This is a genomic window from Pyxidicoccus caerfyrddinensis, from assembly GCF_010894405.1.
GTDB classification, from domain to species: Bacteria; Myxococcota; Myxococcia; order Myxococcales; family Myxococcaceae; genus Myxococcus; species Myxococcus caerfyrddinensis.
Genome location: NZ_JAAIYA010000001.1, coordinates 75,929 through 99,383 on the forward strand (window position 1 = coordinate 75,929; position 23,455 = coordinate 99,383).

Sequence of the window (23,455 nt, forward strand, 5' to 3'; positions counted from 1 at the left end):
CGCTACTCCCCACCCTGCCCCGGCTGCCAGGGCTCGCGCTGCTCCAGCGCCAGGGAGGCGCCGTGACTTTCGAGCAGGGCGTCCTCGCACCACTCGAGCGCCTCCTCGGGTGAGGGCAGCTCGACGGCGGCATGCGGCAGGAGGCCGCGCCGGTGCGGGTCTCCAACGGCCACGACGACGCCGCGGCTGCCGAGCTCGAGCACGGCGGAGTCCAGCATCCGCGCCGCAACGGGATGCAGCCGGGAGACGCCTTGCACGTCGAGCACCAGCCAGCGGGCGCCCCCGGGGCGCGCCGGGGACACCGTGCTCAGCGACTGGAGGATGACCTCGGCGGCGGCGAACTCGATGTCGCCCTGGAGACTCCGGAGGTCGATGTCGTCCCCATGCGCATGGAGCACCTCACGCTCCGTGCGGAGCCGGCGCCGCCCGGACTGGAGCGTCAGCGCGCTTCCGGCACGGGCGATGACGGGCACGGAGCGGCCGGGGTGGTGCATCAGGTGGAGCTGGAAGCGCTCGGCGAGCAGGCGGCTCGCGGCGACGGCGCGCACGCTGTTGCCCCGCGCGTCGAGCAACGGACTGAAGAGCCCGATGCCGAACTGCCCCGGGCTCGCGGCCACCAGTCCGCCGGAGACGCCGCTCTTCGCGGGCAGCCCCACGCGCAGCAGCCACTCTCCCGCGGCGTCGTACATCCCGCAGCTCGCCATCACCGCGAGCACATGCTCGGCGATGGGCTGGGAGACGACGGTGACCTTCGTGCAGGGGTTGACGCCGCCGTTGGCCAGGGTGGCCGCCATGACGGCGACATCCACCGAAGTGGCCAGGAGCGCGCACTGGCGGAAGTAGACGTCGAGGACCTCGTCGACTCCGCACCGCAGCGAGCCCGCGTTGCGCATCAGATAGGCCAGCGCGCGGTTGCGGTCCCCCGTCTCGAGCTCGGAGGCGAACACCGCCTCGTCCAGTTCGAGGCGCCGCCCGGCGAAAGCCGAGAGCACCTCGCGGATCCGCTCGAACCGCGCCACTGGGTCCGGAGCCCGGACCAGGGACGTGGTCAGGATGGCTCCGGCGTTGACCATGGGATTGGACGGACGGCCGCTGCCCGGTTCCAGACTGATGGCGTTGAAGGCCTCCCCGCTGGGCTCCGCGCCCACGCGGGAGAGCACCTCCTCCAGCCCCAGGTCGGCCAGGGCCAGCGCGTAGACGAACGGCTTGGACACGGACTGGAGGGTGAAGGGCACGTCCGCGTCGCCAGCCTTGTAGACGCGCCCGTGCATCGTCGCGAGCGCCAGTCCGAACAGCCCCGGGTCCACCCGGGCCAGTTGAGGGATGTAGGTGGCCAGGTCGCCGCCCGCGTCGGACGCGAGGCTGTCGTGAAGCTCCTGCAGGGCGGCCGTGATGGGGTCGGGCGTCGCCCTCGCTCTCGTGGTGACCTTGGACATCCCACAACGCTCACCACGCACCTCACGGCGTGCAATCGCACGCCGGGGCAAGGCGGGGCGCACTCAGTCAGGGAGCCAATGGGCACGCGTTCGTTCGACGGTCGTGCGCCGCCCGCCCTGGAATATCGCGCTGACGCGCTCCGCCTCGGTGAGCAGGCGACGGAAGCGCTCTCGCTCCAGGGCACCGTGGGCGTTGGCGTCGGCGAGCACGCGGGCGAGGAGCGCGTGCGCCGCCGCGCGGTCTTCCTCGTCGCGCGCGACCTGCCCCACGACGAGGGCAATCTGGAGCACCTCCTCGAGCACCTCGGGATTCCCCATCCCGTAGTGGAGGGGGCCATCCACGGCGAGGAAGAGGAAGTCGCGCAGCCGCGTGGCCACGATGGAGACCCGCACCCTGCCGTCCGGGTCGACCACGTTCCAGTCCCCGAGCGGCAGGCATGCCAGCCGGCGCATCACCGTGCGAACCTGCTGCAGCGCCTGCCGGGCCGTGTAGGGGTCGTTCGCGGACGAGGACAGGGCGCGGTTGGCGACGTCCACGAGGATGCGGATGCCCAGGGCGGGGTCGCAGCCGGGCTCACGTGCCGCGGTGATTCGCAGGGCGTGGGCGAGGTCTCTCAGCGCACCGTCGTCCACGGGCCCCCCGCCGTCCGCCACCACCCATCCGACGACCTCGCCCTTGTCGACGTATTCGCCCACGGTGAGGTAGATGCGGGCCCGCACTCCCCTCTTCCGGGCGCGGTGCGCGAGGCTCCGGAGGTCGACCTCGGCGAGGTAGCCCGACTCCGGAGCGCCGAGCGCGGTGGCATCCGCCGGGAGCACCAGGGTCGCCTCCGGGTCGAGCGGGAGCCGCTTCAAGCGAGCCTGGATGCGGCGCTCCGTCGCCGTGACGATCAAGTCCTGGACGAGCCCGAGGACGCGCTCCACCCGCATGAAGCGGAAGGTGCGAATCATGCAGAAGACCAGGGAGAAGAGCGCCGTGAACACCAGGATGAAGGCGCCCGAGATGACGGGGCGCGGCCGTATTGCCGCGTCCGCGATGAGGCCCAGCTCGCGGATGGCCGCGATGATGTACCCGCTGGAGAGGGCGAACAGCGGGATGGCGCGGCGCAACGGCGCGCTCTTCAGGTAGATGGGGACGAGCCGGGGCGAGTACTGGTTGGCCGCGGATTGGATGACCGGCGCATTCAGGGACAGGACGACGGTGAGGACGGTGGTCTGGATTCCGAACATGGCCGAGAGCACGTAGCGGGTCTCGTTGGGGTCGCCCCGCCAGGCCAGCCCGAAGACGGCCGGTTCCGTGTCCGTCTGCTGGCGGGCGAGCCAGATTCCCAGCACCACGCCCATGACGAGCAGGCCGAGCAGGACCAGCCAGTAGGGCTCACGGAGGAACTTGCTCAGACGGCGGGTGACCATGCGTTCCTTTCGTCCCTTCGCGCCCGGAACGCGATGAACCGGAGGCCCCCCGCCAATGGTGCGTTGCCCCCGCTGGCCGTCAACGGGCGCGCGGGCATGCGGCGCAGGGACTCCTGACCCGGGAGCGCTCTTCCTGGAGAGGGGGCCGAGCGCCCGCTGTCGGGCGCGCGCCGAGGGCCTACCCTCGGGTGTGCGCCTCAGCGGATGGGGCGAGCACCGCGGGAGCGGCCCGCGGGGACCTGCCGGGAGCTCCCGGACGGGCGGCCCCGCTCGCGCGCCGTCGCCAGGGAGGTCGTCGTGGAACCCGTACAAGAGCCAATGCAGACATCACCGCGCCCGGCCCCCATTGCCCACGTCCTGGAGGCGGCGGAGGAGCTGCGGCGCCACTGGGGATGGTTCCTGGTGCTGGGGATGCTGCTCGTGTTGGTGGGCGGCTTCGCGCTGCGGGCCTCGGTGGCCACGAGCCTGGTCTCGGTGATGGTGCTCGGGGTGGCGGTCATCGTGGGCGGGGTCGCCGAGGTGGTCCACGCCTTCGGCGGGCGGCACTCACGTGGGTTCACCCTGCACCTGCTCGCCGGGGTGCTGTCGGTGGTGGTGGGCGCGCTGATGGTGCGCGCCCCCAAGCAGGGCGCGGTGTCCATCACCCTGCTCATCACCGGCTGGCTGGCCGCCTCGGGGCTCTTCCGCATCGTCACCTCGCTGACCACGCGTCAGGAGGGCTGGGGCCTGGAGCTGGCGAATGGCGCCGTCTCGCTGTTGCTGGGCGCCATCGTCTGGGCACAGTTCCCGGACTCCGCGATGTGGCTCATCGGCACCTTCGTGGGCATCGAGATCCTCTTCCGCGGGTTCGCGTGGATCTCCTTCGCGGCCACCCTGAAGGTCCTGCACCGGCGCGTGGTGCCGGGCGTCCGGTGAAGACGGGCGCTCAGCGGCGCTGGTCGCGCCGCGTCTGGGTCCGCCGGCCGCGAGCGGACGCATGGGCCTGGCGCTTGACGGAAGCGAACCGCTGCTGCTTGAGGGCCCCGCCCTTCTTCTGACGGGAAGCCGCGCCTGACACCTTCGCGGTGCGCCCCGCGGTGCGCGTGCGCCGGGCGGGCTTGCGTCCTCTCGTGGCCACGCGGACCGTCGTCCGTCGCGTCCCCCGCCCGGTGCGGGTCCCGCTCACGACGCGGGTCTTGACCGTCGCCTTCCGTTCGAGCTGGGCGAGTCGCTTCTCGAAGCGCTCGAGCGTCAGCGCGAAGTACTCGGCCTTCTGGCGGGTGTTGATGTTGCCCTCGGCGCGCCGGGTCCGGGTGGGCGTCTTCCTGCCAAGCGCCTCCCGGCGCTGCAGCCTCGCCTGGTCCTGGTATTTCTCCATCAAGCGGCGCGTGCGCTGGATGCGGCTGCGCAGCTCTCGCGGCGACAGCTCGGTCAGGTTGCGCGGGGCGCTGGACAGCACGAGCTGCGCCTCGCGCTCGGTGAGAAGGGACATCCTCTTCGACGGGATTGTACGCATGGAACTCGACCTCTACTCATGGGATTGCCTGGCGGAACATCCACACCCTCCCCTGGGAAGCAACCTGCTCCCGGGGGCACTTGCTCTGTTCCCGAAGGGGCTCAATGCGTGCCCTCTTCGTCGCCATGCTCCAGTTCCTGGCCGCGGGTCAGCCGCTCCACGGTGAGCAGCGCGGAGACCTGCTCCCGCGTCAGCAGCCCGGAGGCCACCACCAGGTCGGCGATGTTGGCGTTCGTGGCGAGGGCCTCCCTCGCCAGCCGCGTCGCCGGGGCGTAGCCGATGTGCGGAATGAGCGCGGTGATGACGCCCACGAAGGAGCTGACCTGGTGCGCGAGCCGCTCCTTGTTGGCGGTGATGCCCGTCACGCAATTCACGCGCAGCGTCTCCATGGCGGCGGTCATGAACTTGAGGCTCTCGAACAGCACGTGGGCCATGACGGGCCCGAAGGCGTTGAGCTGGAGCTGACCCGCCTCGGCGGCCATGGTCAAAGCCACATCCCCCCCGGCGACCACGAACGCCACCTCGTTCACGACCTCCGGAATGACGGGGTTCACCTTGCCCGGCATGATGCTCGAGCCCGCCTGCCTCGGCGGCAGGTTGATTTCGTTGAGCCCCGCCTGGGGGCCCGAGCCGAGCAGGCGCAAGTCATTGCAGATCTTCGACAGCTTCATCGCGCTGCGCTTGAGCGTGGCGGACACCTCCATGAAGACGCCCACGTCGGTGGTCGCCTCAATCAGGTTGGGCGCGGTGACGATGGGGCGTCCGGTGATTGCCGCCAGATGCTTGCGCGAAGCCTCCGCGAAGCCCGGGTCCGCCGCGATGCCCGTGCCAATCGCCGTCGCCCCCAGGTTGACCTCCGCCAGGCGCCGGATGACGCCCTCCAGGCTCGCGTGGTCCTCGGCCAGCGTGACGGCGAAGCCCTCGAATTCCTGTTGGAGCGTCATGGGCACCGCGTCCTGCATCTGCGTGCGGCCGATCTTCACGATGCCCGCGAACTCCCGCCCCTTGTCGTGAAACGCGCGCTCCAGCTGTTGGAGTTCCGTGAGCAACCGCTCGATGGACAGCATCAGCCCGACCTTGAGCGCCGTCGGATACGTGTCGTTCGTGCTCTGACTCCGATTCACATGGTCATTCGGGTCGAGCTGCTCGTAGCTGCCCTTGGAGTGACCGGCCAGCTCCAGGCCGCGGTTGGCGATGACCTCGTTGAAGTTCATGTTCGTGGAGGTGCCAGCGCCTCCCTGCATGACGTCCACGATGAACTGCTCGTGCAGCCTGCCGCCCTTGATTTCCTCACAGGCACGGTCGATGAGCCCGGCCCGGGTCGCATCGAGCGCGCCGATTTCCGCATTCGCCCGCGCCGCGGCCTGCTTCACGCAGGCGTAGCCGAAGAGGAAGTCGGGATACACGGAGATGGGGCGTCCGCTGATGGCGAAGTTGTCGAGCGCGCGGCTGACATTGATTCCCCAATAAGCGTCGGCCGGAATCCGTTTGGAGCCGAGACTGTCGGTCTCGACCCGGAAGGCCGCGCCGTTCGAGCTCAGCGTGTGGATGCTCTTCTGGAACGTCTGCTCCGCGCGGGGGTCGGCCATCGTCGGGGTTCCTCGGAAGCTCGGGACACACTGTGCGGCGCCCTATATGGGCATCGCCGCGCGTACTGGCCATGCGACCGGGGGGCGGTGTCCAGGCGGTCCGAGGACAGTCCGCGCGGGTGGGGCTCAGCTCGCCCAGTGGGCCTCGACCGCGTCGTGCTCCGTCGGTGCCCGGCTGGCCCGCAGCAGGGGCAGCGCGAAGGTGAAGGTGGAGCCCCGCCCCATCTCGCTGTCCACCCAGATGCGCCCACCGTGCGACTCCAGGATGTTGCGGCACAGGTACAGCCCCAGCCCGAGCCCGCCATAGGACTGCACCGGCGTGTTGCTGCCCCGGAAGTAGCGGTCGAACACGTGCTCCCGCTGCTCGGGAGGAATGCCCACGCCCGGGTCCGACACGGACACCTGGACCTCGTCTCCCGCCACGTCGAGCGTCACCCGCAGGGTGCCTCCCTCGGGGCTGTACTTCACGGCGTTCTCCAGCAGCGTGAGCATCACCTCCTCCAGCCGGAGCCGGTCTCCCAGCACCCAGGCCTCGCGGCCTCCCGTCTCCATGTCCAGCACGTGCGAGGTGCCCAGGCGCGGCAGGCTCGACGCCGTCGAGCGCACCATCGCGTGGAGGGCCACGGGCGCGAGCCGGATGGAGAGCTGCCCCGTGTCCACCTGGGCCGCCTCGAGCAGGTGCTCGATGAGGCGCTGGAGGCGCCGCACATGGGAGCGGAGGCCCTCCAGCGTCCTCGCCTCCGCCGGGTGGTCCGAGCGCAGCCGGCTCGCGAGCGACTCCATGCGAATCGCCAGCGGGGTGAGCGGCGTCTTCAATTCGTGCGCGGCCAGGGTGAGGAACTCGTCGCGCGCGCGGATGGCGGTCCGGGCCTCGCGCAGGAGCCGGGTGTGGACGCCATCCACCCGCTTGCGGTCGGTGATGTCATGGACGAGCACGCCGGCACCGAACGGCGCCATGCCCTCGGCGGACCGCATCGGGAATCCGCTGGCCAGCAGGTACCGCTCCTCTCCGAATGAGCGCCTCTCCAGCTCCCGCTCCGTCACCGGCGCTCCCAGCTGGAGCGTGCGGCGCAGGAGAGGGACCAGGTCGGAGCAGATGTCCGCGGCCGGGCGCTCCGCGAGCCGGCTCTCTCCCAGACCGAGCAGATGGAGGAATGCGTCGTTGGCCCGCAGGCACTTCAGGTCGGAGTCGAAGAAGGCGAAGCCGATGAGCGCCGTCTGGAGCACGGTGTCGAGCTGGGCCAGGGACTCGCGCGAGCGCCGCACCGCGCCCTCGAGCTGGTCGTGGAGCTGGGCCCGCTCAATCATCAGCGAGCAGCGCCGGGCGAGCTCTTCGGCGAGGGCGCGGTCTTCCCGCTCGAAGGTACGCCCCGGCCGGGTCCGGAAGAGTGCGAGCTGCCCCAGCAGGTGGCCCTGGCTGTCGAGCGGGAGCGTGAGCTGCACGCCCCCGCGAGGAGGCGCCGAGGCGGCGGCGACGGCCATGGTCCGGGACGGCTCGAGGGGCCGCGAGGGCAAGAGCCCCTCCAGCGCATCCCGCGCGCCCGCCACGCCGACGGGGACCAGCTCCCTGGGGCCACCATGGCGGAGCGACAGCACGCACGCATCCGCCAGCTCGGGCACCACCCGCCGCGCGACGCGTGCGAGCGCCGTGTCATCCAGCGACTCGGCGAGAATCGCGCTCGCGTCCGCGAGCAGCCGCTGTCCCCGCTCCACCCGGCGCCGCTCCCGCAGCGCCGCGGCGAGCATGAGGGTCAGGATGCTGAGCACGGCAAGGAGGGCCTGGGTGGCCACGAGCGCCTCGTGGGGCGTGGCCGCGCTGAGCTGGAACGGGCCCTGCCCCCGGCCCGCGTTCCAGCCCGCGATGAGGGCCAGCACTCCCGTGGCGGTGGACACGCCGAGCACGCCGAAGCGCAGCGCCGCCCACACGAAGAAGCCGAAGGCGGCATACAGCACGATGAAGCCGGTGGTCAGCAGCCCGCGGGCGCCGTGCGTGGAGGGAATGCTGAAGACCCAATGGCTGAGCACCGCGATCAGCAGCAGCAGCACCGCCGACTCCACGCGACGCCAGACGTGGAGGCGGGGAAACGGGAAGGCGGTGAGGAAGAACGGGCCCACCAGCACCACGCCGAGCGCATCCCCCAGCCACCAGCTCGTCCACCACGTCAGGAAGGGGACGTCGGGAGCCAGCCACCGGGCGGCCGCGGCTCCGGCCAGGAGCCCGCTCACCATGGCGGGGAGCAGGGCCCCGAGCCCCACCAGCGCGAGCACCTCGCGCGGGTGGCTGAGCGTCACCGGGCGCCGGATGACGGCGCGCATCAGCGAGGCGCCCAGGAGGGGCTCGATGCTGTCGGCAGTGGCCCAGGCCAGGGAGAGCGCAACGGGACGCCCGTGGAGGAGGAGCTGGATGAGCGTCTCCGCCAGGAAGATGGCCGCGAGCCAGACGGGCCAGGTGCGCGTCGACGTGCGCAGCAGCAGGGCGAGGGTGAAGCCGGCGGGCAGCCAGAACGCCAGGAACCGGGCGGGGTCCGAATAGAAGTACTGGTCGCTGAGCACCGCGAGCGTGGAATAGGCGAGGCCCACGATGACGGCCCGCGGAAGAAGCGGAGCCGCCGTGCGGACGAAGTTTCCGTGGGCCATCGCACCACCGCCTTCCCCTCCTCCCGGGGCCGCGACTCGCGAGGCCCCGCCGGGAGGAGTGCCCCCGGAAAAGGTAGGCACCTCCGCGCCTGCTCGCGCACGCGGTGCCTCGTGGCGCCTCACGACGGTGCGATGGAGCGACGGGTCGCGCGGACGGGAGGCCGTCGTCACGGCGCACGGTTCCTGGGACGCAGGCATGCGTGAGACTTCACTGCGAGCATGCCCTGTTTTTGACTATCGGAGTGCAACAGAAATATAGATGTGTTCTTCGACTCGCCGCTCCGTGGAGAACACCGCGATGAAACCTGTTTTGAGACGGGCAGTGCTGGTGTCGGCGTTGGTCACCCTCATGGCTCACGCCGCGTGCGGCACGGAGGAGCCCCGGGGCAGCGAAGAGGCCAGGGACGAAGTCGGAGAAGCGCGTGCCGCGCTGTGGATCGACCTGGCTTCGCAGCTCGGGACACCTGTCGCCACGGGCAACACGCTGGGGGGCGCCGACGAGTATCAGCCGCCCGCCTCGTGCTCGGACTCTCCCGGAGGGCCGGACGTCTCCTTCAAGTGGACGGCGCCCCAGGCCGGCAGCTTCACGTTCACCACCGCGGGCTCCGCGCTCGACACCGTGCTGCACGTCTATCGGTTCAGCACCACGGCCCTTCTCGGATGTAGCGACGACGTCGTCGCCGGGACGAACTTCACCTCGTCCGTGACGCTGACCCTGGCCGCCGGCGACGTGCTGCGCATCGTGGTCGACAGCTACTCGCCGCCCAACTCGAAGAACGGCGGGTTCAAGCTGAACATCGCCTCGAACACTCCACCGCCCATATGCAACACGCCGCCTGGCGCGTGTCATGTCTCACCGGGGACGTGGAATGGGAGCACGTGTGTCTACACTCCGAAGACCCAGGGCACGGCCTGCGATGATGGAAACGCATGCACCACCGGCGACGTGTGCAACGGGAGTGGCACGTGTGGCGGCAGCGCGTTGGCCTGCAACAGCCCGCCGGGCCAGTGCTACCAATCCGCGGGGACCTGCTCGAACGGCTCGTGCAGCTATGCCCCGAAGAGCCAGGGCACGGCCTGCAACGACGGCAACGCGTGCACCACCGGTGACGTGTGCAATGGCAGTGGAGGCTGCGGTGGAAGCGCGGTGGCCTGCAACAGCCCACCGAGCCAGTGCCACCAGTCCGCGGGCACGTGCTCCAACGGAACGTGCAGCTACACGCTGAAGCCCACGGGCACGGCGTGCAATGACGGGAACGCGTGCACCACCGGTGACGTGTGCAGTGGGAGTGGCACGTGTGGCGGCAACGCGGTGGTCTGCAACAGCCCACCGGGCCAGTGCCACCAATCCTCTGGCACCTGCTCCAACGGAACGTGCAGCTATCCCGCGAAGAGCCAGGGCACGGCCTGCAACGACGGCAACGCTTGCACCACCAGCGACGTGTGCAACGGCGGCGGCACGTGCGGTGGCAATGCGGTGGTCTGCAACAGCCCGCCGGGCCAGTGCTACGACAACCCCGGGACCTGCTCCAACGGCACCTGTTCCTACGCGCCCAGCGGCCTGGGTGAGTCTTGCGACGACAACGACGCGTGCACGGTTGCCACCCAGTGCAGCGGCAACGGGGACTGTGTCGGCACGGTCTTCTGCCAGTGCCCGGCGGGCATGGGGTGCTCCAACGGCGCCTGCTACCTGGACGGAGAGCCCGTCCTGGACTGCACGCCTCCGTAGCAGGCGCGATTTCCTTCCTGAGTGCGCGACTCCGCGGGCCGTGTGCGCTCCTGGGATGCCCCGTCCCAGGAGCGGTCAGGCGCGGCGTCCACCCACACGAAGCGCCCCGAGACTGACGGCGGCACGGGGGTTGCTGCGGGAGTTGGACTCCCACAGGTGCCCTCCATGCTGACGAGCCTCACCCAGGACGCCCGGTACGCGCTGCGCAGCCTCCTCAAGAACCCCGTGTTCACGGTGGTGGCAGTAGTGACGCTGGCGCTCGGCATTGGCGTCAACACGGCCATCTTCACGGTGGTGGATGCCACCCTGCTCAGGCCCCTGCCCTACCCCGCCCCCGAGCGGCTGATGCAGGTGTGGGAGACGCGCCGGAACCAGGACGACTTCCAGAGCATGGAGGCCTCCTACCCCAACTTCGTCGACTACCAGGCCCGCGCGAAGTCCTTCGAGTCGCTCGCCGGCTACGTGCCGCGCACCGCGCCGATGGTGCGCGCCGAGGGCTCGCAGATGGTGCAGGTGACGCTCACCTCGGGGAACTTCTTCGGCACGCTGGGCGCGCAGCCGTCACTTGGCCGTTTGTATGGGCCGGAAGATGACCTTCCCGGCGCGGAGCGCGTGGCCGTGCTGAGCCACGGTGCGTGGAAGCGCTACTTCGGCGGAGACGCGTCCGTGGTCGGCCGCACGCTCAACCTCGACGGCGAGCCGAGCACCGTCATCGGCGTGCTGCCGGCGGGCTTCCAGTTCGCGCTCGCCGAGGCGGCGGATGTCTGGTGCCCGCAGCGTCCCAACGTCCCCGCGCGGATGACGGAGCGCCGCAACATGCATTGGGTGCGCGTGGTGGGCCGGCTGGCGCCGGGCGTGACGCAAGAGGCGGCGCAGGCGGAGCTGGCCAGCATCTCCGAGGCGCTCGCGGCCGAGCACCCCGACAGCAACAGCGGCGTGGGCACCCGGCTCGTCCCCCTGCGCGACGAAATCGTGGGCCCGCTGCGGCCGCTGCTGCTGGTGATGCTGGGCGCGGTGGGGCTGGTGCTGCTCATCGCCTGCGGCAACGTGGCGAACCTCCTCCTCGCCCGGGCCACCGCGCGCCAGGGCGAGCTGGCCGTGCGCCTGGCACTGGGCGCGAGCCGGTGGCGGCTGGCGCAGCAGCTCCTCACGGAGAGCCTGCTGCTGGCGCTGCTGGGCGGCGCGGCCGGGCTGCTGTGCGCGCAGTGGGGGCTGGAGCTGCTGCTCGCGGCCATCCCCGCCGCGCAGCTCGGCACGATGCCGTACCTGCGGGATTTGCCGCTGGACGCGCGGGTGCTCGGCTTCACCTTCGGCGTGTCGTTGCTGACGGGCGTGCTCTTCGGCCTGGCGCCCGCCGTGGTGGCCACCCGGCCGGACCTGCAGGACGCGATGAAGGGGCAGGCCCGGAGCGTGGCGGGCGGAGCGCGCGGACGGCTGCGCCAGGCGCTGGTGGTGGGCGAGGTGGCGCTGGCGCTGGTGCTGCTGGTGGGCGCGGGGCTCTTGCTCAAGAGCCTGACGCGGATGATGGCGGTGGACCCGGGCTTCGACCGGGAGAACCTGGTGGTGATGGACGTGCTGCCCCCGCCGGGGCAGTACCAGGACGACCGTCCGCTCTCGGACCTGCACACGCGGCTGCTGGCGCGCGCGGAGGCGCTGCCCGGCGTGACGGGCGCGGCCTTCACCAGCAAGCTGCCGCTGAGCGGCCGCGGCAACACCATCCGCTACGTGGTGGAAGGCCGGCCGCCTCCGGTGCAGGGCGAGGAGAGCGAGGCCCATCTGCGCTCCATCACCTCCAACTACTTCCGCACCCTGAGCGTGCCGCTGGTGCGGGGGCGCGCCTTCGCCGGCACGGACAACGTGGACGCGCCCGAGGTGGTCATCATCAACGAGACGCTGGCCGCGAAGCTCTTCCCGGGACAGGACCCGGTGGGCCAGCGCGTGCGCTTCACCTTCAACTCAGAGCAGAAGCCGCGCGAAATCGTGGGCGTGGTGGGCGACGAGCGCATGGCGGGCCTGGATGCGGAAGCCACGCCCATCGTCTACACGCCGGACGCGCAGAATGCGTCCAGCCGGGCCATCCTGGTGGTGCGCATGAAGCCGGGCGCCGCGAGCGTGGCCGCCGCGCTGCGCACCGAGCTGCGGGCCGAGGACGCGAACCTGGTGCTGTCCGACGCGCGCACCATGGAGGAATTGGTGGCGACCGCGCCGTGGCTGTTCCTGCGCCGCTACCCCACGCTGGTGGTGGGCGTGTTCGCGGCGGTGGCGCTGCTCTTGGCGATGGTGGGCGTCTACGGCGTCATGGCCTACTCGCTCAGCCAGCGCTCGCGGGAGCTGGCCATCCGCATGGCCCTGGGGGCGAGCAAGCAGGACGTGCTGTCCATGGTGGTGCGCCAGGGCGCGTCGCTGGCACTGCTGGGAGTGGGACTGGGGCTGCTCGGCTCGCTCGCGCTCAGCCGCGTGCTCCAGCGCGTCCTGTTCGGCGTGAGCGCGGCGGACCCGGCGGTGCTCGCGGGCGGCGCGGGCGTGCTCGTCCTCATGGGCGTGCTCGCCAGCTACCTGCCGGCCCTGCGCGCCTCCCGTGTGGATCCTGCTTCCGCGCTGCGGTAGCGCCGCTCCTCTGACAGGCAAGGCGCCGGTGCCCGAGCCCGCGCCCCAGGGCTCCGGGGGCCAGGCTCACACCCGCCGGCCTGTATACGTCGCCGCACGGTCGTCCTCATCCATCACCTGACCTGCACGGAGCCGTGGCCGCGAGGCGCGGCGAAGGGAGCTGGCAGCCATGACGGAACAAGAGGCGTACGTGAAGAAGATGGAGGCGGAGAAGCAGCAGCTCGACGCGCGGCTCGCCGAAGTCGAAGCCGAAGCCGATGTCCGCAAGGCGGAGGCCGACATCCAGGAGCTATCCGGAGCGAAGCGCCGGTCCGAGAACTTCCGCCGCAAGCTGGAGGAGATTCGCAGGAAGGGGACCGAGGACTTCGAGAGCGGCAAGGTGGAGCTGCGCCGGGCCTACGAGGAACTCGACAAGTCCGTCACCGGAATGGAGACGAAGGTGGAGGTCGTCCGCGCGGGCTATGAGCGCAAGCGGGAGGCGGAGCTGCAGAGCCTTGGCGCCCAGTTCGCTGGCTGGGAGGCCAACAGGGACCGGACCCGGGCCGAGGACACGCTGCTGACGCGCGAGGAGTTCGTGTTCCTGCGCCGCTCGCTCCAGAACACCCAGGCGGTGCTCAAGGACCTGATGAAGAGCAAGGGCAAGGAGTGGCCCCGGATGAAGAAGGAATACGAGGCCGCCTGGAATGACCTGTGCGAGCGCTCCGAGAAGATCCGCGCCGACACGGCGAAGGCGGAGCAGCCCGAGGGAGAGCAGCCGTCTCCCCAGAGCTGAGCGCGGACCCGCGCACCTTCACCGCGCCGTGACGGGGCAGCGGCACGGCGGTGCCCACGTCGGGCACCGCCTGGCACGCGCTTCAGCTCTCAGTACAGGTAGTTCAGCGCGGTGCGGTCGGAGCTGCTCCACTCGCCGCTCTCGTTCGAGCGGAAGCAGGAGTTCATGACCGACCCGCCATTCGTGGCCGTGGTCGGCGTCCCGGGGATGTGGATGGCGCCCACGTTCGAGGCACCCTCGTTGCTGGCGGCGCCGCCGCAGCTGATGCTGCGGTCGTAGTAGTCCGAGTGACGGAACCCGATGGTGTGGCCAATCTCGTGCGTGATGACGTGCTCGTTCACGTCAACGCTGTAGCTCTCAAGCCCGGTGCCGATGTTGATGGTGCCGTAGGGCTTGCCGCCCTTGGGGAACCCGGAAGAGCCGCCCACGCCGCTCGTGGTCCGCGCGGAGATGGTCGCGGTGCAATCCGAGGCCGAACCGCGCGCGAACGTGATGCGCAGGCCCTGGCTGTTGTAGTTCTCGATGGCCAGGTCGAGCCCCGCGCTGAGGCGGCTGTAGCCGTTGAACTGGGACGTGGGGACGATGCAGATCTTCGTCACGCCGGTGCCGACGATGTTGGTCGTCTGGTACTGCTCCGCGGTCTGCTTGCCGGACTGGAGCATCTCGCGGGACGACTCGAGGGTGACGTGAGCGTCGCGCCCCACGTACACGGCACCGTCGGCGACCATGATGTCGTTGGACGGGAACCCGGCCTCGATCAGGTTGGAGACGATCTCATCGTTCTCGCTCTGCGGCTCGCCACCGCAGGCAGACAGCAACGCGCCACAGCTGACCAACACGACTGCCGCTTTCTTGAACATGTTCGTTGCCCCTCGTTGTCTCAATCAGTCCTCCCCGCCGTCCCAGAACGGGAACGTCGGAGGACCAAGAAATTCTAGGGCAACACAGCTGTAAAATCTAGCAATTTAAGAAATTCTCGCTAGCCAACACTAAGCTGCGAGTATGTAATTTCCCGTCAATACACTACATCCACAGTCCCTCCAGGCACATGTCTACAGCTTGCCGTCAGGCGCACTGCGCGAGGCGGTGCGCACAGTCGGGTGAGCCGTCTGCCCGGTGGCGCCATTCGTGTCACGAGCCGTCGCCACCGGCTTGCCTCCCCGCCGTCGCCGCCGCCGCTTCGCCGGAGCGCCCCCGGAAGGACCTCCGAGCTCTCGCAGCACCCGCGTGCGAAGACCGCTCTCCAGCCCCAGCTCCTGCATCAGCGCGTGCACCTGCCGGGCCCCGTGTGGGTGGCGCAGCGCTTCACCGAGCCGCTCGACGATGTCGATGCGCAGCGCCACGGGACCGAACACCGCGTAGCCAAAGGCCCGCGCATCCCGGCCGCCCAGCTCGGTGACTTCGAGCACCGGCTCTCGCGGAGCGCCCCTGGGTGAAGGACGCTGCTGGAACAGCGCCGTCAGCATGCAGCGGCGCTCGAGCGCATGCGGTGCGAGCGCCGCCTCCACGTAGAGGAAGCGCTGTCCCTCGCGCACGCCCAGCGTCCTCAAGTGCTCCCGGGCCGCATCGTCCAGGAGCCGCCACTGCTCGCGCGCCTCGCCCTGGGAAATCACCCCCAGCCCCTCGGCCAGGCGGTAGGCGACACCGCGCATCGCCGCGGAGCGCCCCGCTCCGGTGAGGGCCTCGGCTGGAAAGCCACCCATCGCCTCGGTGACGAGGTCCCTCGCGAGCGCCACCAAGCGGCGCTCGAGCCGCTGCCGCGCGCCTCCCGTCCACACCTCCGGCTCCGCCAGCGCGAGCTGCGGCGTGCGCCGGTCCCTCCCGTGAACCAGACGGGCCAGCGGCTGCCCTTCGAACGAGATGCTTCCCGACGCATCCACCTGGAACGCGTCGTGCGTCGCGTCGACCACGCGCTGGACGAACTGCTCCTCCGTCAGCACGGCGCCGTCAGCGTCCGGCATCTCCCCGAGCAACTGCCCCAACTTGGCGAAGGGGCTGTCCGACCCGGGTGCAGGCTGTGCGGTGGCCCTCACGAAGCGGCGCGCGCTCCTGCGTGCGGCCCGCTGCACGAAGCGCTCCACGAGCCGCTCATGCAGGGCGTCCCCCAGCGCGTCCTCGATATGGCGGGTGCGCTCCTGCCACTGCTCGGCGTCGTGCAGCCAGCTCGAGCGATGACTGATGTACGTCCAGATGCGGATGGCGGCCAGCCGGTCCATCAGCGTGTGGATGTCTCCGGAGACATCGTCGAGCGGCGAGACCTGCCTGGACAGCCAGTCGTGTTCCAGCTTCCCGTCACCGTCGGTGAGCTGGAGGAAGGTCTCACGCAGCAGCGTCACGTGCTGGCCGAAGAGCCCCTTGCGGAAGTCCGGAATCTGGCAGACCTGCCACAGCAGCTCGACCCGGGCCCTGTCCGTGGCGACGTCTCGAATGGCCGGGACGTGCGAGAGGTCCTTGAGCGCGTCGAAGTCGTCCGCGCGCTCCACCCGCACGAAGGCATTGTGCTGCGGAGCCCGGGACAGTGAATCCAGCAGGGCCTCCGGGCTCGCGAAGTCGAGCTCGGCGTTGCGCCAGATGAGGCTTCGCACCGCGGGGAAACGGTGTGACTCGATGGCGGAGACGACGCGCGGATGCAGCTCGGGCAGCGTGTTCAGGGTGCCGAAGCTGCCGTCATTCAGGTGGCGCCCCGCGCGGCCGGCAATCTGCGCCATCTCGTCCGGGAAGAGGTCTCGCTGCTCGGCGCCGTCGTACTTGGAGAGCCCCGCGAAGGCCACGTGGTTGAGGTCCAGGTTCAGTCCCATCCCGATGGCATCCGTCGCCACGAGGTACTGGACCTCCCCTGCCTGGTACATCGCCACCTGGGCATTCCGCGTTCTCGGAGACAGCGCTCCGAGCACCACGGCCACTCCGCCCCGGAGGCGGCGCAGCGCCTCGGCGAGCTCGTAGACGCGGTCCGCGGAGAACGCGACCACGGCCGAGCGCGGAGGCAGGCTCTTCAGGGAGCGACGCCCGGCATAGCGAAGCTGGGACAGGCGGGTGGCGCGCTTCACCGACGCGTGGGGGATGAGCCCCTGCACCATCGGCCGCATCGTGTCCGCGCCCAGGAACCAGGTCTCCCGGCGCCCTCGCGCATGGAGCAACCGGTCGGTGAAGACGTGCCCACGCTCGCGGTGGGCGGCGAGCTGGATTTCATCCACGGCGAGGAAGTCGACCTGCTTGTCGGTCGGCATCGCCTCGACGGTGCAGATCCAGTAGTCGGGGCGCGGCGGCAGGCGCTTCTCCTCGCCCGTCATCAGCGCCACCCGGCCCTCGCCCACCCGAGCGGTCACCCGGTCGTAGACCTCACGAGCAAGCAGGCGCAGCGGCAACCCCATCATGCCCGTGTCGTGCTCGAGCATGCGCTCGATGGCTCGGTGGGTCTTCCCTGTATTCGTAGGCCCCAGCTCCGCCACGACGACGGACGACCGGCTGGATGGGCTGGAATGCATTCGCGAAGTCTAACCGCAGCCACGCCCCTCCGCCCTGGGGTTGGGCCTCCGAGAGGCTGAGCACGGCGACCCGTGTACCAACCCGGCGCCCGGCCGTAATGGCTCCGCCGGAGGCCCCGTCGTCCGACGGCGACAGGAGGGCCCCCGAAGGCAGCCCTCCTGTCCACGGCATCCTCACCGGTACCGCGAACGCCTAGAACGCGCGAAGGCCAATCGCGTAGCCGGAGATGGAAGCCGGCGAGGAGTCGATGTGGTCCTTCGACGCGACCGCGCAGCCCGAGTTGACCGGCTTGATCCGCCACAGCAGATTGCCGGCGCCGCTCCAGTTCACGAACGCGCCGCAGCCGCTGAGCGCATAGCCCGTGCTCAGGCCCATCGTGTAGCTCGGGTGCGCGGCGACCGCCGAGGTGCCGCCGTTGATGACATTGCCGATGGTACCGACGCCCGGAATCGAGCTGCTGATGCCAATCGCGTACGCCTGCGCCGTCGCGGGCGAGGACTCCTTGTGGTCCTTCGAGCGCACGCGCCAGGCGCTCGCGCCGGAGGGCGCGGACGCGGTGGCGAGATTGCCGTTACCGCTCCAGTTCACCTTGATTCCGCCGCCCACCAGCACGAAGCCCGCCGGCAGGGTCGCGGTGACGTCGGGATGGGCGACAGAGGCGCTCGTCGCCGAGCTGACGGTCAGGTACCCACGCAGCTGCGCCGGGGTCAGCCCCGCGACCTTCAGCCCGATGGCCCAGGCGCGCACCTGCACCGGATCCGACTCGAGGTGGTCCTTGGTGGAGACCAGCCACGAGGTCAGCCCGGAATCCGGATACGAGGCGGTCAGCAGGTTGCCCGACGGGCCTTCCTTGCCCTCACCGCCGCCGCCGACCACCACGAAGTCGCCAGGCACGCTCACCGCGAAGTTGGTGTTGATACCAGCGCTCGTCGTCGAATAGCGCTCGAACACGGCGATGGTGAGCTTGCCGCTGGTGTCCGTCTGCCGGAACAGCTCGACTGCGCCGCCGCAGTTGACGCCGACCGAGGCGAAGGCCGCGGAGACGTCGGAGACGTTGTAGCCGTAGTCCTGCGCCGCGGTCTGCACGCCGCATGCGCCCTGGTTGAAGTTCGTGCTCGGGGTCCAATACAGGTCGTTGGCGCGAGCGAAGACCTGGAAGGCCTTCTGCGTGTTCCAGCCCGGCCTGGTGGCAATCAGGTAGAAGGCCTTGTTGTACACGCCGGACGAGTAATGCACGTCCAGGCCTTCGTAGTAATTGGAGGCATGGCCGATGGAGGCGCCGTCCAGCGGCGGATTGGCCATGTATCGCAGCGCACCGCTGCTCTTGAAGATATCGGCGCCGACCAGGAAGTCATTGCTGCCGCGCATGTAGTACTCGGCGGCCTCGCCGGCGATGTCGGAGAAGGCTTCATTGATGCCGCCCGACTGGCTGGAATAGATCAACCCCGAGTTCTGCTCGGTGAAGCCGTGTGAGACTTCATGCGAGGCGACGTCGAGGCTGACCAGCGGGTAGAACGTCGTGTACCCGTCGCCAAACGTCATCGCCGTGCCATTCCAGAAGGCGTTCTCGTAGTTGGTGGCGTAGTGCACCCGCATGGTCAGCTGGAAGGTCAGCGGAGCCTTGCCGATGTAGGCCTGATACATGTTGAAGATGACGCCGCCGAAGAAGTGCGCGTCATTGAGCGGCGAGTAGGCCCCATTGATGTTCTTCACCGTGTTGCGAGGACACGTATAGGAGAACGGGGTGGAGCCGGACGTGCCGTGGTTGAGGTTGACGGTCGCGACGTTGGCGTTGCTCATCGTGCACGTGGTGCCCGACTGGGCCACGTCCAGATAGCCGTAGTTCGTGCCGTACTCGTACTGGCCCGTCTTGAGGTTGCCGCCGGGTCCCGTGCCGACCAGCACGTGCTGCAGGTTCTCCCACTGCGCGAGCACGCGGCCATTGTCCGCGTCGACGACCACCACCGGGCGGGTCGGCGAACCGCCACCGAAGGTGTCGGCGAAGTAGCTGACGACGTAGGCCTTGTGGGCGCGGCCCTCGTCGTCGATGAAGATCATCAGCTGGGACTTCTCATCGGAGAGGAGCATGGCGGCAACGCGGTTGCCGAGACCGGCACCCCGGGCGACGTCCAGCGCCTGCGCGGCGGAGAGGCGGGGGGTGACGTCCTGGATGTCCCGCTCCAGCCCGGTGACCTTGCGCCCGAACAGCGCGCGGAGCTCACCGTTGGCGTCCTCGTTGACGATGACGTGCTCGCCGAAGATCGGGATGCCACGGAAGGTCTGCTGGTAGCGGTGATTGCGCACCCCGCGGTCGCTGATGCGGTCGAGCAGGAGCAGGCCCGAGTCAGCGTCGAGGCCGAGGGCCCGGGCATGGCCGGCGGGGCCGCCGGCGGCGGCGAGGCCCGCGCTCTGCTGGCGGATCGCACCGACGTCCTGCAGGTGCAGGTCGACGCGGCTCGCCGCGGAGGCGGTGCCCGCGGCGAGGAACAAGGAGGTGGCGACGGCAAGGGAGGTCGGGCGGTGTTGGAGAGGATGTTTCACGAATCGGGCTCCACGCGGTGTGACGGGGACAGCCGCATTGCGCGGCCGGAGCTGACGCGGTGCCGTCAGGGGACGGCACCGCCCTGCTGCGCGCGACGAGACACTGCGCGCTACAGGCCGTGCGCGGTCATCGCACTGGCCGAATCACTCTAAGCGTAGAATTCGGGGAAATCAAGGTGTTATTGATACTCAGAGTGCGTGACACATTGAGCTCCCCTCCCCGCGTGCAGTCGACGCGCTACAGGGGGCGGCCGGGCAGGATGCAGCGCCCGACGTCCCAGTACCGCTTGCGCAGGGGGTTGTTCAGCGGGAGCCGACCCAGCCCGTTCTCATCGACGAGCCAGGCGCCCGGCTCCGGCAATGGCTCCTCGTAGGAGGCCGCCCAGTAGTAGGAGAAGAGTCCCACGTAGCGCGGGTTGTTCGCGGCCATGGCGTAGAGGTTGTTGAGGAGCGAGCGCCGCGCCAGCGAGGCCTGGGCGCGCTCCGTCGCATTCGCGGCGGGGTGCGTGTTGGAGGCCGGAATCGCGAAGAGCCGCTGCTCGTTCTGCAGCGGCGACGGGGGCTGGAGCTTCGCCTGCATCGCGTCCGACAACTGGTAGCCGTCAAGGGTCTCCACGCAGGTGGTGGTCTGCGCCGCATGGCGGATGCAGGCCGGCTGATCGCCATTCTCGAGGCAGTTGTACGCATCCCACTCCGACCACGTGTTGCAGCTGCTCCTCACGCGCTGGCTCGCCGCCCGGAACCCGCTGGGGTCTGCCTGGTAGAAGTAGGTCCCCAGGAAGTCCACCTCCTTGGGAATCCGCACCTGCGCCACGCAGCTCTTGCAGAGGAGGTTCGGGCGGATGCCCCGGAGGTCCCCGGAGAAGATCTCCGGCGTCTCCGCCAGGACGATCTTCGTGTTGGGGAAGTCGGCGCGCACCTGCTGCAGCAGGCAGGACAGGCGCTGATTGGTCAGCTCCAGGTCCGCGAGCACGGTGTCGGGCGAGACGGGAGCCGTCCGCATCGGACCGTGCTTATCCACGTAGTACCCGTGGAGCTGCCGCCAGTGCATCTCCTCGAAGTACAGCCCGCCGATGTCGTTGACGTAGGGTTGCAGCCGGTTGGCGAGCGCGGTCCACTTCGGCAGCCACACCGCCTTCTCGGCCGCGCTGCAGCCGGTGATGAGCTTGCCGTGGCCATCCTCCAGCTCCCCGCCCCAGAGGAAGACCAGGCCCTTCATGCCCGCGGCGTGCAGCGCCGGGAACACCGTCTCGGGTGCCCGGGCGTCCGCCTGCGGGAACATGTACACGGGCGCCAGGTTCGTGTGGTCCTTCAGCTCCGCGAGGTTCAACGCCGGAGCATTGAGCATGTTGTAGTAGTTGTAGTAACCGTATTGCGTCAGGTGGGGCGTGCTGTAGCAGCCCGCGAGCCCGTACTGGAGCAGCGCGAGCTGGCCGTTGACGTCACGGGCCTGGACCAGCACGTTCCCCATGGCGAGGAAATTGCCGTCGTAGGGCGCGAACATGTCCACGCCCCCCTTCCACGTGTACTGCGATTCATTCGGCTCGCGCACGTGGGAGAGCACTCCCAGGCGTCCATTGGCATTCCACAGCTGCACGAGCGTGGAGCCCACCACCAGCTGCCGGGGCCCGAAGCCCGTGCCCACGTCGGGCTGCTCGGGCTGCGCGGCGAAGCCCTGGGGCGCGAGCGGGGCGTACCGGACCATCGCCAGACGCCCGTTGTTGTTCCTCAGCTGCAGCACGTCCTGTCCGATGACGTGGAACTCCCCTCCCCAGGGCCGCTCCAGGTCCGCGTCCCCCCAGACCTCGTCCAGGCCCTGGCCATCCGCGCGCAGGCGGTACTGGATGGCGCCCACGTGTCCGTTGTTGTCCCAGAACTGCAGGAGGCTGTCGCCGTACGCGACGTACTCGAGGCCATGGCCCTCGGCGTGCGTCTGGTTGGCCCGCCACACGAAGCCGCTGCCATCCGTGTCCAGGGCATAGTGGATGGTGGCCGTCTGCCCGTTGTTGTTCCAGAGCTGGATGAGGTTGTTGCCCAGGGCGAAGAACCGGGTGGAGTAGCCCTCCCCGATGTTCGCGGTGGCCCACACCTCGTCGAAGCCGATGCCGTTGGCGCGCAGCCGGTACTGCATCATTCCCAGCCGACCGTTGTTGTCCCAGAACTGGATGATGCTGTCGCCCAGGACGAGGAGGTGGGTGCCGTAGCCCTCTGCGTGCGTCCCCTCCCAGACGAGCTCCAGCCCGGCGCCCGAGGCGGGTGCGCGGAACTGGCGCATCGCGAGATTGCCGGCGTCGTTCCACACTTCCACGAGGTTGCCCTGGACGTGGAAGAGCTGGCCGCCGCGCCAGGGGCCCAGGCCCTCACGGCCCCACAGCTCGTCCACGCCGAGGAAGGGCGGGTCCACCAGTCCCGCCGAGGACGTGGCGGGGGTGGGCCTCTCCGTCTTGGATGCTGCTTCCGGTTCGTTCGAAGTGGGCGAGCAGGCCACGAGGGCCAGCAGGGGCGTGAGGAGCAGCAGCGCGACACGGGGGATGCGCATGGCGGGATTCTCTCCAGCGGGAATGGGTAGACCACGGCCCTTCCCTGTCTTCTGGGAGGCCAGTCACCATACGCACCTGACTGGCAGTTCCGGTCGCCCGCACCGTGGCGGCGAGACGCCTCGTACCCCCGCTCATCGAGGGCGTTCACCCGCTCCGGAATCTTCTGGGTGGACTACGCGGAGTGGACCTGGGCCTCGCTGTAGCGGACCATCCGTCCCTGCTCCGGGTCCCACAGGTTCTGCCGCAGGCACGCGAGCACGTCCGTCACGTTCAGCGTCGTGACTCGCGGGTGCTGCAGCTCGGGGATGGCGGCCATGGCCTCCGGCAGCCGGTAGAACGGAATGCGCGGGTTCAGGTGGTGGACGTGGTGGTAGCCGATGTTGCCGGTGAACCACGCCAGCACGGGCCCACAGGCCAGGTAGCTCGAGGCCTCCAGCGCCGAGCCCGCGTGCGTCCACTGCTCCTCGGCGCGAATCGCGACGTCCGGGAAGTTGTGCTGCGAATAGAAGAGGTAGACGCCCAGCGCGTACGCGGCCACGAGCGGACCGAGGAACGCGGAGAGGTAGACGCCGGGACCGAACACGCGCCAGACCACCACCGACAGCGTGAGGTGCACGAGCACCGCGAGCCCCGACGACGCGTACCGGCGCGGGTTCTTCAGGAAAGGCACCACGCACAGGCTCAGCAGGAACGCGGTGAAGTAGCCGGTGGCGAACGTCAGCGGATGCCGCTCGACGACATACGCGAGCCGCTGCCAGCGCGAGGCCTTGTTCCACGTGTCCGTGGTCCACGTCGTGAACGTGCCTGCGGCGGAGGCGGCGAGGCGCGCGGTGTTGGCGTGGTGGTGGTTGTGGGTGTCGTTCCAGATGCGCGCGGGCGTGAGCGTCAGGATGCCCTGCGCGTGAAAGAGCCACCGCGTCACGCGCGAGCCGGGCAGCAGGGCCCCGTGCATGAAGTCATGGAAGAGGATGAAGGCGCGGACGAGGACGAGCGCCTCCAGGAACAGGCCCACGATTCTCAGCGGCCACCACGGCGCGGCGGCGGCGATGGCGACAGCCGCTACCAGCGCGCCATAGGTGGCGGCGATGTTCCACCCTGCCCTCGCGGTGTCCTGCACGGCGAAGGGGCGTGTCCGCGCAAGGAGCTCCTTGTCGGCGATCTGGGGTGTCCGGTCCATGGATGCAGGGCTCCGAGGTGTGCGGGGACGTCG

Annotated in this window: 14 protein-coding genes; 4 read left to right on the forward strand and 10 right to left on the reverse strand. The window is 69.7% G+C overall.

Annotated features, from left to right (window positions below; genetic code table 11):
* Window positions 1-2 precede the first annotated feature (2 nt).
* Entirely contained in the window at window positions 3-1,436 is a 1,434-nt protein-coding gene (gene glsA, locus G4D86_RS00310; protein ID WP_163988077.1) for a glutaminase A, read from the reverse strand.
* Between the two features lie 63 nt (window positions 1,437-1,499).
* Window positions 1,500-2,849, reverse strand: a complete 1,350-nt coding sequence (locus G4D86_RS00315) for a DUF2254 domain-containing protein (RefSeq protein WP_163988079.1) — start codon at window positions 2,847-2,849, stop codon at window positions 1,500-1,502.
* 318 nt (window positions 2,850-3,167) lie between these two features.
* Between G4D86_RS00315 and G4D86_RS00320 the strand changes: the two genes are divergently transcribed.
* Window positions 3,168-3,764, forward strand: coding sequence for an HdeD family acid-resistance protein (locus G4D86_RS00320; protein WP_163988081.1), 597 nt, complete (start codon window positions 3,168-3,170; stop codon window positions 3,762-3,764).
* 10 nt (window positions 3,765-3,774) lie between these two features.
* Here the strand turns inward: G4D86_RS00320 and G4D86_RS00325 are convergent, their stop codons facing one another.
* The 3 genes from G4D86_RS00325 to G4D86_RS00335 all read right to left on the reverse strand — a co-directional run bounded on the left by G4D86_RS00325 (window position 3,775) and on the right by G4D86_RS00335 (window position 8,570).
* Window positions 3,775-4,320, reverse strand: coding sequence for a hypothetical protein (locus tag G4D86_RS00325; RefSeq protein ID WP_240359966.1), 546 nt, complete (start codon window positions 4,318-4,320; stop codon window positions 3,775-3,777).
* 125 nt (window positions 4,321-4,445) lie between these two features.
* Window positions 4,446-5,933: an aspartate ammonia-lyase gene (locus tag G4D86_RS00330; protein ID WP_163988085.1), complete on the reverse strand. Its 1,488-nt coding sequence runs from the start codon at window positions 5,931-5,933 to the stop codon at window positions 4,446-4,448.
* Between the two features lie 126 nt (window positions 5,934-6,059).
* Complete coding sequence (locus tag G4D86_RS00335; protein ID WP_163988087.1) at window positions 6,060-8,570, reverse strand: MASE1 domain-containing protein; 2,511 nt, start codon at window positions 8,568-8,570, stop codon at window positions 6,060-6,062.
* 298 nt (window positions 8,571-8,868) lie between these two features.
* Here G4D86_RS00335 and G4D86_RS00340 point away from each other — a divergent pair, with 298 nt between their 5' ends.
* From G4D86_RS00340 to G4D86_RS00350, 3 genes are all read left to right on the forward strand, one after another.
* Window positions 8,869-10,299 carry a hypothetical protein gene (locus tag G4D86_RS00340; protein WP_163988090.1) on the forward strand — a complete coding sequence of 477 codons (1,431 nt, stop codon included), beginning with the start codon at window positions 8,869-8,871 and terminating at the stop codon, window positions 10,297-10,299.
* Between the two features lie 165 nt (window positions 10,300-10,464).
* Complete coding sequence (locus G4D86_RS00345; protein WP_163988137.1) at window positions 10,465-12,906, forward strand: ABC transporter permease; 2,442 nt, start codon at window positions 10,465-10,467, stop codon at window positions 12,904-12,906.
* Between the two features lie 169 nt (window positions 12,907-13,075).
* A complete protein-coding gene (locus tag G4D86_RS00350) occupies window positions 13,076-13,678 on the forward strand; it encodes a hypothetical protein (protein ID WP_163988139.1) in 603 nt (200 codons plus the stop codon).
* 89 nt (window positions 13,679-13,767) lie between these two features.
* Here G4D86_RS00350 and G4D86_RS00355 read toward each other — a convergent pair whose 3' ends face one another.
* The 5 genes from G4D86_RS00355 to G4D86_RS00375 form a co-directional block, all read right to left on the reverse strand.
* Window positions 13,768-14,538 (reverse strand): zinc-dependent metalloprotease, encoded by a 771-nt coding sequence (locus G4D86_RS00355; RefSeq protein WP_163988141.1) that lies wholly within the window; start codon window positions 14,536-14,538, stop codon window positions 13,768-13,770.
* Between the two features lie 192 nt (window positions 14,539-14,730).
* The gene (locus G4D86_RS00360; protein WP_163988143.1) at window positions 14,731-17,163 is read right to left on the reverse strand and encodes a helicase-related protein; all 2,433 of its coding nucleotides are present in this window, start codon (window positions 17,161-17,163) and stop codon (window positions 14,731-14,733) included.
* A gap of 193 nt (window positions 17,164-17,356) precedes the next feature.
* Window positions 17,357-19,705, reverse strand: a complete 2,349-nt coding sequence (locus G4D86_RS00365) for a M4 family metallopeptidase (protein WP_163988145.1) — start codon at window positions 19,703-19,705, stop codon at window positions 17,357-17,359.
* Window positions 19,706-19,943: 238 nt separating this feature from the next.
* Window positions 19,944-22,244 carry a hypothetical protein gene (locus tag G4D86_RS00370; protein WP_163988146.1) on the reverse strand — a complete coding sequence of 767 codons (2,301 nt, stop codon included), beginning with the start codon at window positions 22,242-22,244 and terminating at the stop codon, window positions 19,944-19,946.
* A gap of 173 nt (window positions 22,245-22,417) precedes the next feature.
* Complete coding sequence (locus G4D86_RS00375; RefSeq protein ID WP_163988148.1) at window positions 22,418-23,422, reverse strand: fatty acid desaturase family protein; 1,005 nt, start codon at window positions 23,420-23,422, stop codon at window positions 22,418-22,420.
* Between the last annotated feature and the right edge of the window lie 33 nt (window positions 23,423-23,455).

Excerpts from the sequence above, each read along its gene's own strand:
- G4D86_RS00315 (WP_163988079.1), bottom strand. The coding sequence starts at position 2,849 with ATGGTCACCCGCCGTCTGAGCAAGTTCCTCCGTGAGCCCTACTGGCTG.
- G4D86_RS00330 (WP_163988085.1), bottom strand. The coding sequence starts at position 5,933 with ATGGCCGACCCCCGCGCGGAGCAGACGTTCCAGAAGAGCATCCACACG.
- G4D86_RS00320 (WP_163988081.1), top strand. The coding sequence starts at position 3,168 with ATGCAGACATCACCGCGCCCGGCCCCCATTGCCCACGTCCTGGAGGCG.
- G4D86_RS00340 (WP_163988090.1), top strand. The coding sequence starts at position 8,869 with ATGAAACCTGTTTTGAGACGGGCAGTGCTGGTGTCGGCGTTGGTCACC.
- G4D86_RS00335 (WP_163988087.1), bottom strand. The coding sequence starts at position 8,570 with ATGGCCCACGGAAACTTCGTCCGCACGGCGGCTCCGCTTCTTCCGCGG.
- G4D86_RS00375 (WP_163988148.1), bottom strand. The coding sequence starts at position 23,422 with ATGGACCGGACACCCCAGATCGCCGACAAGGAGCTCCTTGCGCGGACA.
- G4D86_RS00355 (WP_163988141.1), bottom strand. The coding sequence starts at position 14,538 with ATGTTCAAGAAAGCGGCAGTCGTGTTGGTCAGCTGTGGCGCGTTGCTG.
- G4D86_RS00360 (WP_163988143.1), bottom strand. The coding sequence starts at position 17,163 with ATGCATTCCAGCCCATCCAGCCGGTCGTCCGTCGTCGTGGCGGAGCTG.
- G4D86_RS00345 (WP_163988137.1), top strand. The coding sequence starts at position 10,465 with ATGCTGACGAGCCTCACCCAGGACGCCCGGTACGCGCTGCGCAGCCTC.
- G4D86_RS00350 (WP_163988139.1), top strand. The coding sequence starts at position 13,076 with ATGACGGAACAAGAGGCGTACGTGAAGAAGATGGAGGCGGAGAAGCAG.
- G4D86_RS00370 (WP_163988146.1), bottom strand. The coding sequence starts at position 22,244 with ATGCGCATCCCCCGTGTCGCGCTGCTGCTCCTCACGCCCCTGCTGGCC.
- G4D86_RS00325 (WP_240359966.1), bottom strand. The coding sequence starts at position 4,320 with ATGTCCCTTCTCACCGAGCGCGAGGCGCAGCTCGTGCTGTCCAGCGCC.
- glsA (WP_163988077.1), bottom strand. The coding sequence starts at position 1,436 with ATGTCCAAGGTCACCACGAGAGCGAGGGCGACGCCCGACCCCATCACG.